Below are 1,398 nucleotides of genomic sequence, written 5' to 3' on the forward strand. Positions count from 1 at the left end.
AATATCTCGATATTTTTGAGCTTGGGAGATTCTAATAATAATTCTCTGTAATTCACTGTACTGGTTCTCTTTTTTGTACACGATACCTAGTTTACCTCTTGTCCTGCCTTAAGTAAACCGTATTGCAATATACCAGGTTCTGCTAACATAAAATTTAGATGCGTTCGCCCTGTAATATTGAGTTTTTAGGCCGCACCGACGCACAGGTAAAAATTCGCGGCTATCGCATAGAATTAGGAGAGATTGAAGCGCTGCTGTTGGAGCATCCAGCAGTCAAAGAAGCAGTGGCGGTTGCTGAAGATGATTTGTCGGGAAACAAGCGCCTAGTTGCCTATATCGTCCCCGATCGCGATCGGGCGCTCAATCCCTTGGAATTGCGGAATTTTCTCAGAGAAAAGCTGCCCGAATACATGATTCCCCATGCCTTTGTGGCGATCGTATTTATGCCCCTAACTCCCAACGGCAAAATCGATCGCCTGCGCCTCAGAGCACCGGATAATCTCACTAGCAATTCAACAGATAAAAGCTGCATTGCACCTCGCACGCCAACCGAATCAACCCTCGCCAAAATTTGGTCGGAAATCCTCAACACCGAGCCTGTGGGCATTCGCGACAACTTCTTCGATTTGGGTGGAGATTCCCTGCTGACAATTCGCCTGATTAAGAAGATTAACCAGCAATTTGAGCGCGAGTTGCCACTATCGTCTTTGTTCTTAAATCCGACAATAGAAGGTTTAGCAGATTCGCTAGATTCAGGAACAAATTCTGGGGAATGGTCGCCTTTAGTGGCCATTAAACCTCGCGGCGAAAAACCACCTTTTTTCTGCGTTCATCCCATATTTGGTGTCATATTTCCTTATTGCGAGTTAGCGTTTAACCTAGGAGAAAATCAACCGTTTTACGGACTGCAACCCAAAGGAATTGACGGCGAAAGTTCTCCACTAACTCGCATTGAAGACATGGCGGCTGACTACATCGCAGCCTTGCGTACAGTTCAACCACAAGGGCCTTATTTTTTAGGAGGATGGTCTTTTGGGGGTTTGGTGGCTTTTGAGATGGCTCAACAGTTGCTCGCAGCGGGGGATGAAGTGGCTTTGCTGGCTGTGCTGGATACTTTAGCGCCGGTTGCTGCTAACAAACCTTCTTTTTGGGACGGTTGCAAGTTTATTCTGACTACTGTTTCGCGCTCGATCTGGCCTTTTGTAGTCGATTATTTTCGCTTGGTGGCTGCTGCGGAAAATGTGCAAATTGGCGGTATTGCTGGGCGGTTTCCTAAGGAATGAAAATTTAATAACTTTAGCGTTGGTTAAATAGTCGGCACTGCACGATAATTCCATTTTGGTAGATATTCATCAAAAATAATTTTCATTGTTTCTTTAAATCCATTAGCTACTTTTC

General features: G+C 45.1%; 1 protein-coding gene. It reads left to right on the top strand.

All coding sequences use genetic code 11. From position 1 onward, the window contains the following. Positions 1-158: 158 nt before the first annotated feature. Positions 159-1,283, top strand: coding sequence for a thioesterase domain-containing protein (locus K4039_RS26615; protein WP_265239506.1), 1,125 nt, complete (start codon positions 159-161; stop codon positions 1,281-1,283). The last annotated feature ends 115 nt before the right edge of the window (positions 1,284-1,398 follow it).

It is taken from the genome of Lyngbya sp. CCAP 1446/10, assembly GCF_026130175.1.
In the GTDB taxonomy this organism is placed as follows: Bacteria; Cyanobacteriota; Cyanobacteriia; order Cyanobacteriales; family Microcoleaceae; genus Microcoleus.

Excerpts from the sequence above, each read along its gene's own strand:
- K4039_RS26615 (WP_265239506.1), top strand. The coding sequence starts at position 159 with ATGCGTTCGCCCTGTAATATTGAGTTTTTAGGCCGCACCGACGCACAG.